The sequence below is a fragment of the Acinetobacter sp. YH16053 genome, from assembly GCF_013417035.1.
GTDB classification, from domain to species: Bacteria; Pseudomonadota; Gammaproteobacteria; order Pseudomonadales; family Moraxellaceae; genus Acinetobacter; species Acinetobacter towneri.
The window spans coordinates 24,563-39,650 of record NZ_VPEP01000014.1 but is presented as its reverse complement, the minus strand read 5'-3'; the positions used below and the strand labels follow the sequence as shown (position 1 = coordinate 39,650).

The 15,088-nt window shown below is 40.3% G+C and carries 15 protein-coding genes; 7 read left to right on the top strand and 8 right to left on the bottom strand.

What is annotated here, in order from left to right:
• Positions 1–215: 215 nt before the first annotated feature.
• The 7 genes from FTV43_RS10695 to FTV43_RS10665 all read left to right on the top strand — a co-directional run bounded on the left by FTV43_RS10695 (position 216) and on the right by FTV43_RS10665 (position 8,628).
• Positions 216–881 carry an NAD(P)H-binding protein gene (locus tag FTV43_RS10695; RefSeq protein ID WP_004976668.1) on the top strand — a complete coding sequence of 222 codons (666 nt, stop codon included), beginning with the start codon at positions 216–218 and terminating at the stop codon, positions 879–881.
• Between the two features lie 12 nt (positions 882–893).
• On the top strand, positions 894–1,406 hold the full coding sequence (rraA, locus tag FTV43_RS10690) for a ribonuclease E activity regulator RraA (RefSeq protein ID WP_004976667.1): 513 nt from the start codon (positions 894–896) through the stop codon (positions 1,404–1,406).
• 53 nt (positions 1,407–1,459) lie between these two features.
• Positions 1,460–2,239, top strand: a complete 780-nt coding sequence (locus FTV43_RS10685; RefSeq protein ID WP_179995447.1) for a glutathione S-transferase N-terminal domain-containing protein — start codon at positions 1,460–1,462, stop codon at positions 2,237–2,239.
• A 226-nt stretch (positions 2,240–2,465) separates the two neighbouring features.
• Entirely contained in the window at positions 2,466–2,825 is a 360-nt protein-coding gene (locus FTV43_RS10680; protein ID WP_179995446.1) for a hypothetical protein, read from the top strand.
• 150 nt (positions 2,826–2,975) lie between these two features.
• Entirely contained in the window at positions 2,976–6,437 is a 3,462-nt protein-coding gene (gene mfd / locus FTV43_RS10675) for a transcription-repair coupling factor (RefSeq protein ID WP_154320768.1), read from the top strand.
• Positions 6,438–6,645: 208 nt separating this feature from the next.
• On the top strand, positions 6,646–7,080 hold the full coding sequence (locus tag FTV43_RS10670; RefSeq protein WP_004976660.1) for an HIT domain-containing protein: 435 nt from the start codon (positions 6,646–6,648) through the stop codon (positions 7,078–7,080).
• 60 nt (positions 7,081–7,140) lie between these two features.
• Positions 7,141–8,628, top strand: a complete 1,488-nt coding sequence (locus FTV43_RS10665; RefSeq protein ID WP_026438389.1) for an adenylate/guanylate cyclase domain-containing protein — start codon at positions 7,141–7,143, stop codon at positions 8,626–8,628.
• A 121-nt stretch (positions 8,629–8,749) separates the two neighbouring features.
• On the opposite strand, the gene fdx is transcribed toward FTV43_RS10665, so the two are convergent.
• From fdx to FTV43_RS10625, 8 genes are all read right to left on the bottom strand, one after another.
• Entirely contained in the window at positions 8,750–9,088 is a 339-nt protein-coding gene (fdx, locus tag FTV43_RS10660) for an ISC system 2Fe-2S type ferredoxin (RefSeq protein ID WP_004976656.1), read from the bottom strand.
• 15 nt (positions 9,089–9,103) lie between these two features.
• Positions 9,104–10,963 (bottom strand): Fe-S protein assembly chaperone HscA, encoded by a 1,860-nt coding sequence (gene hscA / locus FTV43_RS10655; RefSeq protein WP_179995445.1) that lies wholly within the window; start codon positions 10,961–10,963, stop codon positions 9,104–9,106.
• Between the two features lie 45 nt (positions 10,964–11,008).
• On the bottom strand, positions 11,009–11,524 hold the full coding sequence (gene hscB / locus FTV43_RS10650) for a Fe-S protein assembly co-chaperone HscB (protein ID WP_004976652.1): 516 nt from the start codon (positions 11,522–11,524) through the stop codon (positions 11,009–11,011).
• A gap of 99 nt (positions 11,525–11,623) precedes the next feature.
• Complete coding sequence (gene iscA, locus FTV43_RS10645; protein WP_004976650.1) at positions 11,624–11,944, bottom strand: iron-sulfur cluster assembly protein IscA; 321 nt, start codon at positions 11,942–11,944, stop codon at positions 11,624–11,626.
• 36 nt (positions 11,945–11,980) lie between these two features.
• Positions 11,981–12,367, bottom strand: a complete 387-nt coding sequence (gene iscU / locus FTV43_RS10640) for a Fe-S cluster assembly scaffold IscU (RefSeq protein WP_004976649.1) — start codon at positions 12,365–12,367, stop codon at positions 11,981–11,983.
• Positions 12,368–12,471: 104 nt separating this feature from the next.
• The gene (locus FTV43_RS10635; protein WP_004976647.1) at positions 12,472–13,689 is read right to left on the bottom strand and encodes an IscS subfamily cysteine desulfurase; all 1,218 of its coding nucleotides are present in this window, start codon (positions 13,687–13,689) and stop codon (positions 12,472–12,474) included.
• 1 nt (position 13,690) lies between these two features.
• A complete protein-coding gene (locus FTV43_RS10630; protein WP_004976645.1) occupies positions 13,691–14,164 on the bottom strand; it encodes an Rrf2 family transcriptional regulator in 474 nt (157 codons plus the stop codon).
• A 123-nt stretch (positions 14,165–14,287) separates the two neighbouring features.
• Positions 14,288–14,935 carry a hypothetical protein gene (locus tag FTV43_RS10625; RefSeq protein WP_104851923.1) on the bottom strand — a complete coding sequence of 216 codons (648 nt, stop codon included), beginning with the start codon at positions 14,933–14,935 and terminating at the stop codon, positions 14,288–14,290.
• Positions 14,936–15,088 lie beyond the last annotated feature (153 nt).

Sequence of the window (15,088 nt, the reverse complement as noted above, 5' to 3'; positions counted from 1 at the left end):
TCGTGCACTCCTTGAAATAGATTGGTCTGGGCGGGCTGCAATTACTTCCGAAAACCAACATCAGAAGAATTATCACCAGCCCGTAAACAAGTGCCATATTTTGATGAAACTAGACAGTTAAGTCAAGTCTTGACATGCTTTGACAACATTTTAGCTGCAGAAAAATCAGAAAGAAACAGGTAGATTAGCTTTAAGCCTCAGAGATTGTTTAAAAAATGACAAATTCTATTCAAAATGCAATTGTAATTGGTGGGAATGGTTTAGTTGGGCAGCAATTGGTCAAACAGCTTAATCAGCTGCCTGAATGTAAAAATATCACCGTTGTTTTGCGTAGACCTTGCTCGGAATTAAATCGCTTAGAAAAAGTCCAGACGTTACTCCTCGAAGACTTTTTATTGCTCAATGATGAAGATGTGAGCGGTTATAGTCATGCATTCAGTTGTTTAGGCACAACCTTAAAAAAGGCAGGCTCAAAGCAGGGATTTTATGCTGTGGACTATACCATCAATGCACATTTTGCCGAATTATTGCAGGCGAAGGGTACGCATTACATATTGGTCAGTGCTTTGGGAGCAGAAGCCAAATCAGCCGTATTTTATAATCGTGTCAAAGGTGAGCTAGAACAATATATTGAAAGTTTGGATTTAGACAAAGTATCAATTTTGCGTCCATCTTTATTATTGGGTGAGCGCAACGAACAACGGCGTTTAGAAGATTTAGGACAAAAGCTGTATCTTAAAATATCACGATTTATTCCCGATCATTTTACATATAAGCCAGTAAGTGCTACGCAAGTGGCTCATACTATGGTCGAGGCAGCGCAATCGCAAATTCATAAATTTCAAATTTATGATAATTTACAAATACAAAAAACCAAGTAAAAGGGGAACAACGTGTCTACAGTACCATTCGTAACTTGTGACTTATTAGATGACCATCCAGAACATGACCTTCAAGTGGTGATTCCATCTTTGGATGGTAAATTTTTCAAAAGTTACGGTGCACGTAAAACTTTTGGTGGTCAAATTGTGACTGTAAAATGCTTTGAAGATAACTCACGTGTAAAAGAGTTATTGGCAACCGATGGTACAGGCAAAGTTTTGGTGGTAGATGGTGGGGCATCTATGCGCTGTGCCTTAATGGGTGACTTGATTGCTGAATCCGCAGTGAAAAATCACTGGAATGGCGTGATCATTTACGGCTGTGTACGTGATGTCGATGCAATTGCAGCACTTGATTTAGGCGTACATGCTTTGGCTTCAATTCCACAAAAAAGTAACCGCAAAGGCGTGGGTGAAGTGGATGTGAGTTTGCATTTCGGACAAGTCACTTTTAATTCGGGCGATTATGTCTATGCTGATAACAACGGTATTATTGTGGCAAAAGAAAAGTTGGTCGATTTATAAGCGGTTTGATGGCGCAGTCATCAAATTGCTGAGCACATCACAAGGAAAACAAAATGGTGCATCATCAAATTAAAGTCATTCAGGCAGTGGCATCTATGCTTACCGAAGGTGGACGTGGAGTGAATGGGACAGCATTTCCCAAGCAACCCGAAAAAGCCTTAAAGTTATATGAGTTTGAAGGTTCACCATTTTGCCGTCGTGTACGCGAAGTCATGACCTTGTTAAATTTGGATTATGAGGTTTATCCATGCCCCAAAGGCGGCACAAAATATCGACCTTTGGTGAAACAATTAGGCGGTAAAACCCAGTTTCCATTTTTAATTGATGAAAATACAGGTGATCAGCTCTATGAATCACAGCAGATCATTTATCATTTATTCAAGCATTATGGCAAAAGTGGAAAAACGCCCAAAAAATACGCGCATTTTCCTAAAATTCCTTATGTTGCGCTTGCGGGCACATTATTGAATGGTGCACGTGGTGTGTGGATTAATCAGCAAATTGTAGAGCGCGCTGCACCTGAACAACTGATTGAACTGTGGGGTTTTGAGGGAAGTCCTTATACACGTGTAGTGCGTGGTGTATTGACTGAACTGGAGTTGCCATTCAAATTTCATAATGTAGCCAAAGAGCGTTGGCAAGATCAAGGCTTGGCAAAATTACGTTTAAAACCGGGTAAATATGTGCCACTGGCAGGTGGTAAGCGTGAGCAGGTATTAAAAGTCATGGGTGATAATATTCAAGTCCCATTTTTAATCGATCCAAATACCCAGACTCAGCTTTTTGAATCAGCTAAGATGGTGAAGTATTTACAGCAAACTTATGGCAAATAAGCGTTAAGTGGTTTTTGATTGTTATAAAAGCATCTTCAAGATGCTTTTTTGCATTTGGCAGGATGCAAAATATGCATCATTATAAATAGCCTAAGCAAAGTGGGGTTAAAACACTGACTTATCACGTCAGGGAAAATATAAATCACCCTGATCAGTTGCATCTATTTTAGTGAAGCATTTAAACTCTGCAGCATTCACTTTGATTTCGCCAATTTATAGGTTCAAAATGTTCAGCAAACTTACAGGGTTGTTTAAAAATAAAGCCAATCTCGAAGAAATTGCCTATTTAGAAGCACAGAATATTCAATGGGATGCGGAACAAGGCTATATTGTCGATGGTATTTTGCTTAACGATGTTTTGGCAGAGCGTTTAAATTATTTATCCAACCGCCGTATGCAGCAGTTTGATGATTTGGCACAGCTGTATTCTACAGCTATGATTATCAATGAAAAAATTGATCTGGAAATTGTGCAACAGCGTTTTAACACAATGCTTGGTAATACCGAAGAAAACTTACTGGAATTTAAAGCGATTGTTAAAAAATTGAATGATTATTATCGACAGTTTTTACGTGATCAAAAGTAAAGAGGCGTGTGTATCAAACTTTAAAGCTCGCTGTTTTATAAAATTTTGCAATTAAATACGCTGTAATGGTGGATGAAAAAAATTACGTAAAACCGTCAATTCATCGTGCTAGTATAAGCCCCATGTTGTTTAGACCCTAAAGCTATATACATGTTCCAACACGAAATTTCCCAACTCAATTTAGCACAACTGAAAGCTGGCGAAAAACGCTGGATTGGTAATCTACAAGGTTCCGCCGCAGCATTATTATTTAAAGAAATTGGTCAGCAGAATCAGCATTTATTTGTGATTGTCGCGCGCAATCAACAACATTTGGCGCAGTTAGAAAGCGAATTAGAATTTTACGGGGTAAAACCGACTATTTTCCCCGATTGGGAAATTTTGCCTTATGACCGCTTGTCACCGCATCAAGATATTGTGTCGGAGCGTTTGGCGATTTTATCCAATATGCCGCAGCAAGGTGTATTGTTGGTTTCGGCAACCACTTTGGCACAACGTGTTGCACCAACCTCATGGGTGTTAGGCGAGCATTTCGATATTCGTGTTGGGCAAAAGTTTGCTTTGGAACAACAAAAACAGCGTTTGGTACAAGCAGGCTATCATCTGGTCGATACAGTCTATGATCATGGTGAGTTTGCTGTGCGTGGCAGTATTATGGATATTTATGCTTCGGGACAGGAAGCACCCATCCGTATTGATTTATTTGATGATGAAGTTGAAACCTTAAAGTTTTTTGATCCAGAAACGCAGCGTACCACCCAAAGTTTGCAGAATTTTACGGTTTTACCCGCCAAAGAATTTCCATTAAAAGAAGGTCGTGCGATTTTCCGTGACCGCTATGCAGAAAGTTTCCCAACGGCAAACCCGAAAAAGAACCCTGTGTATCAGGATGTGTTAGAAGGCATTGCATCGCCTGGTTTAGAGTTTTATTTTCCGTTATTCTTCACTCAAGCACAGCTTGAAGGTCAAAATACATTACTTTCATACTTACCAAAGCATTGCATTGTCATTACAGATAAGGCGGTGGATGACTGTTTAACTCAATTTTGGAAAGATGTGCTGTATCGTTATGAGGACAGACGTCATAACATCGACCAGCCGATTTTGCCGCCTGAGCAATTATTCCTACAACCAAATCAATTATTAGAACAACTGAATCAATTTGGACGTGTGATTGCATCGCCCGAAGCTTTTGAGCAAAAAGCAGGTGTAGTGAACTTAAGCACACTTGTACCACCACGTTTGGCGGTTGATCCTAAACAAGAACAACCCTTTCATGCCGTTAAGCAATATATTGATGCGGCCAATCATCCTGTTTTATTGGTGGCAGAAAGTGCAGGTCGTCGTGAAACCTTAAAAGATGCGTTGCGTGCCGCTTTGGGTGAAATTCCACAAGTGGAGAGTTTTGAGGCATTTCAGCAGTCTTTACAAGCCATTGCGATTACCAATGCACCTTTAGATCGCGGCTTGGTCATTCAAGATCAATTGAGTGTAATCTCAGAAAATCAGTTGTATGAACATCGTGTGGTGCAGCGCCGTCGTAAACGTCAGCAGGAAGTTTCTGAAGAGTTTTTAATTCGCAGTTTGACCGAGTTAAGCATTGGTGCACCTGTGGTACATATTGATTATGGCGTAGGGCGTTATGCAGGTTTAATTACTTTAAATATTGATGAGCAAGAGCATGAGTTTTTACAACTTGATTATGCCGATGCTGCAAAAGTGTATGTACCTGTTACCAATTTGCATTTAATCAGCCGTTATAGCGGTGGTGATCCAGACCTTGCGCCTTTGCATAAATTAGGCACAGATGCATGGAATAAAGCCAAACGCAAAGCGTTGGAACAAATTCACGATGTGGCAGCAGAATTACTGCATATTCAGGCACGTCGTCAATCTAAACCGGGTTTTGCTTTTGAGTTGGATCATAGTCTTTATATGCAATTTGCCAGTGGCTTTGCTTATGAAGAAACCCTAGACCAAGCCAATGCAATTGAAGCGACTTTACATGACATGCAACTGGCAAAACCAATGGATCGTTTGGTCTGTGGTGATGTTGGTTTTGGTAAAACCGAAGTCGCCATGCGGGCTGCATTTGTCGCGGTACAGAATAATAAACAAGTCGCGGTATTGGTTCCGACCACATTGTTGGCACAACAGCATTATGAATCTTTTAAAGACCGTTTTGCCGACTGGCCTGTGCGTATTGAAGTCTTATCGCGTTTTGGTTCAAGCAAATCTCATCAAAAAACCATTGAAGATTTAGCTGAAGGCAAAGTCGATATTGTGATTGGGACGCACAAAATTCTGCAAGAAAATATTCAGTTCAAGCAGTTGGGTTTAATGATTGTCGATGAAGAACATCGTTTTGGGGTGCGTGACAAAGAACGTATTAAAGCGCTGCGCGCCGATGTGGATATGCTGACTTTAACCGCAACGCCAATTCCACGTACCTTAAATATGGCATTTAGCGGTATGCGCGATTTATCCATTATTGCCACACCACCTGCACGCCGTTTAGCGGTCAAAACCTTTGTGCAAGAGCATACAGGCGATACGGTGAAAGAAGCCATTTTACGTGAATTGTTACGTGGTGGTCAGGTGTATTTCCTGCATAATGAAGTGGAAACCATTGAGCGTAGTGCTGAAACCATTCGTGAATTGGTACCAGAAGCGCGGGTTGCAGTTGCGCATGGGCAAATGCGCGAGCGTGAATTAGAGCAAGTCATGCAGCAGTTTTATCATAAAGAATATAACGTGTTGGTTTGCTCAACCATTATTGAAACAGGGATTGATGTTCCAAATGCCAATACCATTTTAATTGAACGTGCAGATAAACTCGGATTGGCGCAGTTGCACCAACTACGTGGTCGTGTTGGACGTTCGCATCACCAAGCTTATGCGTATTTGCTGGTACCTTCCATTAAGGGCTTAAAAGGCGATGCTGAAAAACGCTTGGATGCGATTCAGCGTGCCTCAACTTTGGGTGCAGGTTTTATGCTGGCAACCGAAGACTTGGAAATTCGTGGTGCGGGCGAATTACTGGGTGAGCAACAAAGCGGTTCAATGCAAGCTATTGGTTATAGCCTGTATATGGAAATGCTGGAAAAAGCCACCAAAGCCATTCAAAAAGGTAAAACCCCTAACTTCGATGCACCATTGTCTTTAACTGCAGAAATCAACCTGCACATGCCTGCTTTAATTCCAGATGATTATTTGGGCGATGTGCATCAGCGCTTATTGTTCTACAAACGCATTAGTAATACCGATACTCAAGAAAAGCTTGATCATATCCGTATGGAGTTGATTGACCGTTTTGGTATTCCACCACAAGCGGTGAAACAATTATTTGCTGTACATCAACTGCGTTTAAAAGCAGAGCAGTTGGGCATCACTAAAATTGATATTGGTACAAATGGCGGTCATATCGAATTTTCACCAGATACACCTGTGCAAGCCATGAGCATCATTCAAATGATGCAAAAACATCCGACCTATTTCCGTATGGATGGTGGACAGCGTTTAAAAGTGATGGTGATGTTGGAGGAAGCTGAAAAGCGGATTCAATTTATTGCCGATCTATTAAACAGCCTGCTAAAAACTTTGCACAGCTGAGTTTAAAAATGCAAATTGATCCAAATATCATATCGGTAAATTTATGAATATTTGCTAAGAAACCTCTGATTCTATAATGAATATTATTCATGATGAATTTGGTTAAAATTGCACTTTATTTACATCGAAACATGATGGGAATCATACTCAGTTCACTAGGGATGTGATAGTATTACCCATCATTACAATTTGCGTCATTTATAAAGATATGTTTAGTTTGCATCCACAACTTGCTCAAGATACTTTTTTTGTAGGCGACTTTCCTCTGTCAACATGTCGTTTAATGAATGATATGCAATTCCCTTGGTTAATTCTAATTCCACGTGTGCCAGGGGTTACAGAACTATACGAATTAAGCCAGGCAGACCAAGAACAATTTTTACGTGAATCTAGCTGGTTATCTAGCCAATTATCACGTGTATTCCGTGCCGATAAAATGAATGTGGCGGCTTTAGGTAATATGGTTCCACAATTGCATTTTCATCACGTCGTGCGTTATCAAAATGATGTGGCTTGGCCTAAACCAGTTTGGGGTACGCCAGCTGTACCATACAGCAATGAAGTTTTGGCTCACATGCGTCAAACCTTGATGCTTGCTCTGCGTGGTCAAGGCGATATGCCATTTGACTGGCGAATGGATTAATTGAAATGAATTGCCACGCAGGATGCGTGGCTTTTTAATCCTAGATTGGAGTAGGCCGCGGTGTTCATGTACAATTGGATGGAAAGAGATCCCAAACAATTCGAATTTCTGCATCGTTTAGTCGGGTATGCAAGTTTATCCCTGATTATGGTGGTCTATCACTACACCTACGCCGATACCAATTATCAAATTTACCTTCCGTTTTTTCTTACTTTTTTATTACTGATAATTCCTAAATTTTCGCGTTGGCTGCAATATAAATATAGTCATCAAGCCAAGCGTAATATCCTGTTTATTATTGATATTGTGGTAGTCGCAGTATGTTTGTCTGCGGTACATCTGAATTTGGTACTTACTTTTGCCGCTTTATTTGCGCTGCTATATACCGCCATTTATATTAAAGTTTCTTTCTTTTTGGTGGCATTGGCATCCTTATTGGCGGTCACAGTTTTTTATTTTTGTAATATTTTTATTTTTGGTTTTAACGAATATTTTGAACAAAGCAGTACCGAACTTACGATTTTAGCCTTTTTATGTATGATCTTTTACTTTGGCATGGGCAGTGCCTATCAGGCACGTCGTATCCGCTATACCACGGCAAAGAAAGACCATTACTACACACAAATGAACCGCTATATGGAATTTGCGAATCAGCTTAGTCGCTATGCACCTTTGCAGTTGTGGCAATCGATTATGAAAGGTGAGTCGGAAGCGAAAATTGAATATAAACGTAAAAAAATGACGATTTTCTTTTCTGATATTCAAGGCTTTACTGAACTTTCTGAAACACTAATTCCAGATGATTTAGCATTCCTGCTCAATGATTATTTAAGCCACATGACCGAAATTGCCAAGCAATATGAAGCGACGGTGGATAAGTTTATGGGTGATGCGATTTTAATTTTCTTTGGTGATCCAAATACGCAAGGTGTTGAACAAGATGCTAAAACTTGTGTAGAGATGGCTATTGCGATGCGTCAGCAAATGAAATTGTTACGCGAACGTTGGGTCAAAATGGGCTATCCGCCTTTACATATTCGTATGGGTATCAGTACAGGATATTGCCACGTTGGGAACTACGGTGCAGCACATCGGATGGCATATACCATTGTTGGGCGTGATGCTAACTTAGCTGCGCGTTTGCAAAGTGCGGCCGAAGTTGATGAAATTTTACTTTCAGATGACACTTATAAACTGATTAAAAATGATTATTTGTGTGCTCCGAAAGCACCGATCTTTTTAAAGGGGATTCAAGGTCCTGTAAAAACTTGGCAAGTGATGGAAAAATATGCGGCCAGCAAGTCGGATTATCAGCGTTGGTTTGACTACGAATATAAAGGTTTTCATTTGTTGCTTAATTTGGATGAAGTGCAGAATTTTGAATATCCTGAGCTAATTACCGTATTAGAAAAAATGATTAAAAGAATTCAAACGCAGCAAAAGCTGACCAACTCACAGGGCATTGTAAAACTTAATCTTGAAGATGAAGTGATTGAACATCCACCTGTTGAAGAAATTGCCAAAACTCATATTCCTGAAAAACACTAAAATTTTTCTTATAATGTAGATCTCGTTTAACTTTTAAATCCTCAAAAATTTTAAATCTAAAGTTGTGCAATAAAAAAACTGCGCCGTAGCGCAGTTTTTTAGAATTAGCATCATTTTATGATTAATGATTTTCTGAAGCATGGTTAATGGTGTATTTTGGAATTTCGACTTCCAAGTCTTCATTGACCACTTTAACCTGACAAGATAAGCGTGAATCAGGCTCTAAACCCCAAGCACGGTCTAATAAGTCAGCTTCAACATCATCCATTTCTTCTAGGCTGTCAAAGCCTTTACGAACAACAACGTGGCAAGTGGTACATGCACAAGACATATCGCAAGCATGTTCAATTTTAATGCCATTTTCAAGTAAGCTTTCGCATAAGTTGGCATTTTGTTCGACTTCAAACTCAGCACCTTCTGGGCAGAATTGCGCATGTGGAAGTACTTTAATACGTGGCATAATCTTTACCTTAAATTAGTTTGAGTTTGACCAGTCGTCGAGTTTAGTGCCTTTAAGTGCTGCATCAATATGTTGATTCATACGAATTGCAGCAAAAGCATCACTGTGTATTTTAAGCTGTTCAACAGCATGTTCAATGGCTTTAATGTCTTGTCCAGTCAATTCGGCTTCCAACTGCGCTTTGGCAGTATTTAAAGCTTCTAATTGTTCTGGGCTTAATAGTTGTGCATCTACTTTTAAGGCTTGTTGTAAAGCTTCAAGTTCACGTTGTGCTTCAACTTTGGTTTCATGCAAATGACGCAATTGCTTGTCTTCTTCTGCATATTTGAAACCATCTAGCAGCAAACGCTCGGTATCTGCTTCAGATAAACCATAAGATGGCTTGATGTCGATATTTGCAGTCACACCAGAAGTGGTTTCTTTAGCAGAAACACTGAGCAAGCCATCAGCATCGACTTGGAACGTAACTTCAATGCGTGCCTGACCCGCAGTCATTGGTGGAATACCGTATAGCACAAAACGACCTAAGCTACGACAATGTTCTACCAAATCACGCTCACCTTGTACCACATGAATCAACATGGCAGTTTGGCCATCTTGATAAGTGGTAAATTCTTGGCGACGTGCTACAGGAATTGCAGTATTGCGTGAAATTAAGCGTTCCACCAAACCGCCCATGGTTTCTAAACCCAAAGACAGTGGGGTAACGTCTAATAGCAACGAACCATCTTTGCTGTTACCAATTAGTTGATTGGCGGTAATTGATGCACCAATTGCAACCACTTCATCTGGGTTAATTGTGCATAATGGTTCTTGATTAAATACTTCACGAACAGCTTTTTGCACGGCATAAGAACGTGTTGAACCACCAACTAAAACTACATTTTGAATGTCATCTAGGTCAAGTTTGGCATCGCGTAATACACGTTTGCATACACTAATGGTTTTATCTAAAGCAACCTGAATAATACTTTCAAAGTTTGCGCGGTCTAATTGCAGCGTGTGCTCTAACAGTTTTAATTCAACACTTTCTGCATTGCTGAGCGCTTCTTTGGCTTTACGTGCAGACACAACAAAGTGTGCATATTCTGCATCATCTAAACTTTCAATATTCAGCTGTTTTTTTGCCCATTTTACAATCAGACGATCTAAGTCATCACCACCTAAAGCAGTGTGGCCGCCTGTGGCTAAAACCTCAAAAACACCTTGAGAGAAACGTAAAATAGAAACGTCAAACGTACCACCGCCCAAGTCGTAAATCACATAGTTACGGTCTTGAGCCAAGTTGGTGTCTTGATCTAAACCGTAGGCAACCGCTGCTGCAGTCGGTTCATTCAATAAACGCAATACTTTTAAACCTGCAAGCTCGGCAGCGTCACGTGTGGCTTGGCGTTGAGCTTCATCAAAATAAGCAGGAACAGTAATCACTGCACCATTTACAGGGTTTTGTAAGCTGGCTTCTGCGCGGTCTTTGAGTTGTTTAAGTAATTCTGCCGAAATTTCAACAGGTGTTTTACGGCCTTGAGCTGTTTCAAAAGCAGGCATTTGATTGTCTTCACCCACTAACGTGTATGGATGTTGAAATTTAATGTCCGCTTTAGAACGACCCATAAAACGCTTGACTGAAACAATCGTGTTTTTAGGGTCTGTAGTAATAAATGGCGCAGCAGCATTGCCATAATGTGTATTTTGCTCTGCATAATGGACGATAGAAGGCAGTAGCACGCGACCTTGCTCATCATGCAAGACTTTGGCTTTACCAGAAAGAACTGTGGCAACCAATGAATGAGTGGTGCCTAAGTCAATGCCAATCGCAATGCGATGTTCATGCGGTGCACTTGATTGACCTGGTTCTGCAATTTGCAAGAGCGCCATTATGTAAAATCCTTTGCCCGTTAAATATTAAAATACAAACTAAAATTAAAAATCATCGTCTAAATCAAAACTGTCATCATCAAGGAAACGATCTTCAGCTTTGTCTAGGTCAGCCATAACTTTCATGAAAAAGCGTAATTTACGCACAGTGTCACGCGCTTCTGCCCAATCTTCTTCGGCATAGTCAATTTTAAATTCACGGACTAAGCCATCAACCCATTGTTGTACTTCAACCTTTAATGACTGTAAGTCATCGGCACAGTTGGCATCATCCAATTGCTCACGAATTTCCAAGGCATCTTGTAAAAATTCAAAGTCATGGATGGATTGATCGAGATGATAATCTTGCTTTTTCAATGAGAGTAAATATGCAGCACGACTGTCTACCGCAGAGAGTTGTTTAAACGCCTGATTAATTTTACTAGATTTAATCAAGGCTTGATCTTTGTCTTCGGCTTTGTCGGGGTGATATTGCTGCTGTAGCTTTAAAAATTCAGCTTTTAAAGTAGCGAAATCAATATCGAGTGCAACAGGAAGATTAAACAACTCAAAATGATTCATGGGAGATGGAATCCGCGATTAGTGTGCAAAATTGGCTGCATAAATGCAATTAAAACAGTGTATTGTACACTGTTTTAAGCTAAAAAGAGGGAGGTGGCGTTATACCGTGAACGATTCACCGCAGCCACATTCACCTTTTTTATTGGGGTTGTTAAACTCGAAACCTTCGTTTAAACCATTTTTGACATAGTCCATTTCCATGCCATCTAGGTAAACTAGGCTTTTCGGATCAACGAAAACTTTAACACCAAACTGTTCAAACATTTGGTCGTGCGTATCGACTTCATCTACAAATTCGAGTACATAAGCCAAACCAGAACAGCCTGAAGTTTTCACACCAACGCGAATACCTTGACCCTTACCGCGATTCTTTAAGTAATTGCTGATATGAGTTGCAGCATTTTCAGTTAAATTGATCATGAAAACTCCGTTTGTTTTTCCACAAAACTTAGCAAATTAAGCTTTGGTCTTTTTGCTGCGATAGTCTTCTACAGCAGCTTTAATTGCATCTTCTGCCAATACAGAGCAGTGTACTTTCACTGGTGGAAGGGCAAGTTCGGTAGCAATATCAATGTTCTTGATCGCTTGTGCTTCATCTAAAGTTTTACCTTTAAGCCACTCAGTAACCAAAGAACTTGAAGCAATGGCAGAACCACAACCATAAGTTTTGAAACGTGCTTCTTCAATCACGCCTTCGTCATTCACTTGAATTTGCAGACGCATTACATCGCCACATGCAGGTGCGCCCACCATACCTGTACCAACGTTTTCAGCATTTTTGTCTAAAACGCCAACATTACGAGGGTTTTCGTAATGATCAATTACTTTATCGCTATAAGCCATGTCGCTTCTCCAAACCTCGGGGTCAGCCTTAATATAAATATGGGGGTGAAATTACCTTTATCAATCTAATGGCTTCCTGTCAAAGCCATTAGATTTGGGATGAATTAGTGTTCAGTCCATTCTACTTTAGAAAGGTCAATCCCTTCTTTATACATATCCCAAAGCGGTGAAAGTTCACGTAACTTTTCAACAGCAGCTTTAGTCACAGTTAGGACATGATCAATATCTTCTTCAGTGGTGTATTTACCAAAACTGAAACGAATTGAGCTGTGTGCAAGTTCGTCTGAAAGACCTAGTGCACGTAATACATAAGATGGCTCTAAAGTCGCTGAAGTACACGCAGAACCTGAAGATACCGCAGCATCTTTAAGAGACATCATTAAAGATTCACCTTCAACAAAGTTGAAGCTGACGTTTAAATAGTTGGCTACGTTTAGTGTTGGGTGACCATTCAGGAAAACTTGTTCCATGGTGTTCAAGCCATTCCAAAGTTTGTCGCGCAATACGCGTAAACGGGCTTGTTCAGAAGCTAAGTTTTTGCCTGCAAGTTCAAATGCTTCGCCCATACCTACAATTTGGTGGGTTGCAAGTGTGCCTGAACGCATGCCACGCTCATGACCGCCACCATGCATTTGTGCTTTTAAGCGTACGCGTGGACTGCGGCGTACAAATAGCGCACCAATACCTTTAGGGCCATAGATTTTGTGTGCAGAGAAGCTCATTAAGTCTACTTTTAAGGTAGATAAATCAATTTCTACCTTACCTGCAGCTTGCGCAGCATCAACGTGGAAGAAGATTTTTTTGGCACGGGTGATTTCGCCAATTGCAGCGACATCGGTAATCGTACCAATTTCGTTATTGACCATCATCAACGACACTAAAATTGTGTCTGGACGAATTGCCGCTTCAACCATTTCAGGTGTAATTAAACCTGTTTGTGGTTGTGGCTCTAAGTACGTGATTTCAAAACCTTCAGATTCAAGCTCACGGCAGGTATCTAAAATGGCTTTGTGTTCAATTTTAGACGTAATAATGTGTTTGCCTTTAGACGAATAGAATTGTGCTACGCCTTTTAGTGCAAGGTTATCTGATTCTGTTGCACCAGAAGTCCACACGATTTCACGTGGGTCTGCTTTGATCAAGTTCGCAACTTGTTCACGTGCATATTCAACTTTTTCTTCTGCTTGCCAGCCATAAGCGTGCGAACGAGAAGCGGCATTACCGAAAGTCCCATCAAAAGTCAGGCACTCCATCATGCGTTCTGCAACTTGAGGATCTACAGGAGTGGTTGCTGCGTAGTCAAGATAAATTGGACGTTTCATGTCAAATACCTGTAACCGATAACAGAGCTGAATCAAACGGCGCTGTGTTCTGGCGAATGGCAACAGTTTGTACGTTGTCACGCGCAACTAAATCAGCAAGTGAGATTTTAGCGAGATAGTCGGCAATATGATGGGAGAGTTCCTGCCATAAGTCGTGAGTCAAGCACATTGCACCATTTTGACAGTTGCCTTTATGGTCGCAACGCGTTGCATCAACAGTTTCGTTTACGGCTTCAATGATTTCTAGCACAGTGATTTCATTTGCACTACGTGCTAAATGGTAACCACCGTTAGCACCGCGAACACTAGACACTAAGCCGTGGCGCTTAAGTTTTGCGAATAACTGCTCAAGATAAGCAACAGAAATAGTTTGACGGGCTGCAATTTCAGCAAGCGTGATCGTTTGTTCAGTTGGCTGCAAAGCTAAATCAAGTAGAGCAGTCACTGCGTAGCGACCGCGAGTTGTTAAGCGCATGATTCGATACACATGATTAGACTAGATATGGGTATTGTATGAATCCCGACTAAATTAGTCAAGTATTTTATTATGATATCGTGCGCGAGGATTTACGCTGTTTTTATTGATATTTTAATGCGTTTAAACGATCCATAAATTATACACTAATAACGTAATTAATAATACTGTTATTACTCCAAAGGCGATGTTAATGCGCTTTTGACGACGTTCAATCCGACGAATACGGTTTTTATGCTGTTTAAGCTCAACTTGTAAGGTATTGATCTTAGAGCGTTGTTCATCAATTTTGTCTAAAAGTGGGGCAATGCGCTTTTTAGAACCAATCACTTCTTGTTCTTGCGGTGCTTCTTTCAGCCATTGTTTCCAGTCAGCTAAAACTTTGGGTGCACTAAAATGCAAAATTAGATCACGAAACTCATCTTTAAGGGTAATGTCACCATCTATACGCATGTGTTTAATACTGCGACGATTACCTAAAATAAAGATTTTAAATAAATCTATGAGGGTGGTGCGCACATCTAAATCGACAGCTTGTTCAGGTGCTTTGCTGTCAAATAAGATGCCGTTTGGATTGAATTCCACGTAAATGTCGAAATAAGGAATATAGCTATTAATTTTAATGGTGATTTTCTGGTCGACAAACTTTTTAGCCTGCAAAGCGACCACACGATCATGTTTTAGAATAAAGCTAAAAATTGTTTCCAGCACAATCATGAGCATGGTCAGCAACAAATGTGGATTACTTTGTCTTTGTTGCGAATCACTCATAAAATCAAGTCCCTAAATCTAAAGTTGAATTCCTTGTTTTGCGCTTCGTTGAGAATACATTCTAAGAAGCGCAGCGAATAATCTTGCTTTGTAGAACAGTTTAGCAAAACGATCAAGTATTTAATTTGCTATTATGAAAGCATTTTGTAGGTT

Excerpts from the sequence above, each read along its gene's own strand:
- FTV43_RS10695 (WP_004976668.1), top strand. The coding sequence starts at position 216 with ATGACAAATTCTATTCAAAATGCAATTGTAATTGGTGGGAATGGTTTA.
- iscU (WP_004976649.1), bottom strand. The coding sequence starts at position 12,367 with ATGGCTTATAGCGATAAAGTAATTGATCATTACGAAAACCCTCGTAAT.
- FTV43_RS10680 (WP_179995446.1), top strand. The coding sequence starts at position 2,466 with ATGTTCAGCAAACTTACAGGGTTGTTTAAAAATAAAGCCAATCTCGAA.
- hscB (WP_004976652.1), bottom strand. The coding sequence starts at position 11,524 with ATGAATCATTTTGAGTTGTTTAATCTTCCTGTTGCACTCGATATTGAT.
- FTV43_RS10625 (WP_104851923.1), bottom strand. The coding sequence starts at position 14,935 with ATGAGTGATTCGCAACAAAGACAAAGTAATCCACATTTGTTGCTGACC.
- FTV43_RS10685 (WP_179995447.1), top strand. The coding sequence starts at position 1,460 with ATGGTGCATCATCAAATTAAAGTCATTCAGGCAGTGGCATCTATGCTT.
- hscA (WP_179995445.1), bottom strand. The coding sequence starts at position 10,963 with ATGGCGCTCTTGCAAATTGCAGAACCAGGTCAATCAAGTGCACCGCAT.
- FTV43_RS10670 (WP_004976660.1), top strand. The coding sequence starts at position 6,646 with ATGTTTAGTTTGCATCCACAACTTGCTCAAGATACTTTTTTTGTAGGC.
- mfd (WP_154320768.1), top strand. The coding sequence starts at position 2,976 with ATGTTCCAACACGAAATTTCCCAACTCAATTTAGCACAACTGAAAGCT.
- FTV43_RS10630 (WP_004976645.1), bottom strand. The coding sequence starts at position 14,164 with ATGCGCTTAACAACTCGCGGTCGCTACGCAGTGACTGCTCTACTTGAT.
- fdx (WP_004976656.1), bottom strand. The coding sequence starts at position 9,088 with ATGCCACGTATTAAAGTACTTCCACATGCGCAATTCTGCCCAGAAGGT.
- FTV43_RS10635 (WP_004976647.1), bottom strand. The coding sequence starts at position 13,689 with ATGAAACGTCCAATTTATCTTGACTACGCAGCAACCACTCCTGTAGAT.
- iscA (WP_004976650.1), bottom strand. The coding sequence starts at position 11,944 with ATGATCAATTTAACTGAAAATGCTGCAACTCATATCAGCAATTACTTA.